Below are 518 nucleotides of genomic sequence, written 5' to 3'. Positions count from 1 at the left end.
GTTTGAATGCTGCATAACACATATGCCCTATGATATTGGAATATTCCTGACTGATCTTTATGGATGCTTTATGTGACAGCAGCATTCCTCTTCCTCCTTCATACACTCTTACGGATGGAAATTTATAATCCACCTTGAATTAATACGACTTGCTCTGATGCTCAATATAACGTCGAATATTTTCCTCAGATACAGATCCGATTGTTTCCACATAATAGGAATGGTTCCACAGCTCTCCTTTCCACAGCTGGTTTCTTATTTCTGGAAAACGTTCAAACAGTTTTCTGCCGGTGATCCCCTTCAGATACTTGACAATTGCTGTTATGGACAGCTTTGGTGGAGCTGATACAAAACAGTGGACATGATCACCTTCACCACATTCAAATAAGTGAACAGTAAAACCCTTATCCTCAGCAATCTGCTGCACCAGTTTCTGAAGATATTCCTCAATTTCTTGGTTTAATATTTTCCGCCGGTATTTCACCGACCATACCATATGGTAGTTGATATTACACACA

General features: G+C 39.6%; 1 protein-coding gene. It reads right to left on the bottom strand.

All coding sequences use genetic code 11. The features are described from left to right. Positions 1-139 precede the first annotated feature (139 nt). On the bottom strand, positions 140-517 hold the full coding sequence (gene tnpA, locus LIR34_RS17590) for an IS200/IS605 family transposase (protein ID WP_265107759.1): 378 nt from the start codon (positions 515-517) through the stop codon (positions 140-142). Position 518: the final 1 nt, after the last annotated feature.

The sequence above is a fragment of the Blautia sp. MSK17_66 genome (genome assembly GCF_020538025.1).
Classification (GTDB): Bacteria; Bacillota; Clostridia; order Lachnospirales; family Lachnospiraceae; genus Blautia_A.
The sequence above is the reverse complement of the archived record's forward strand: the minus strand, read 5'-3'. Positions and strand labels throughout refer to the sequence as shown.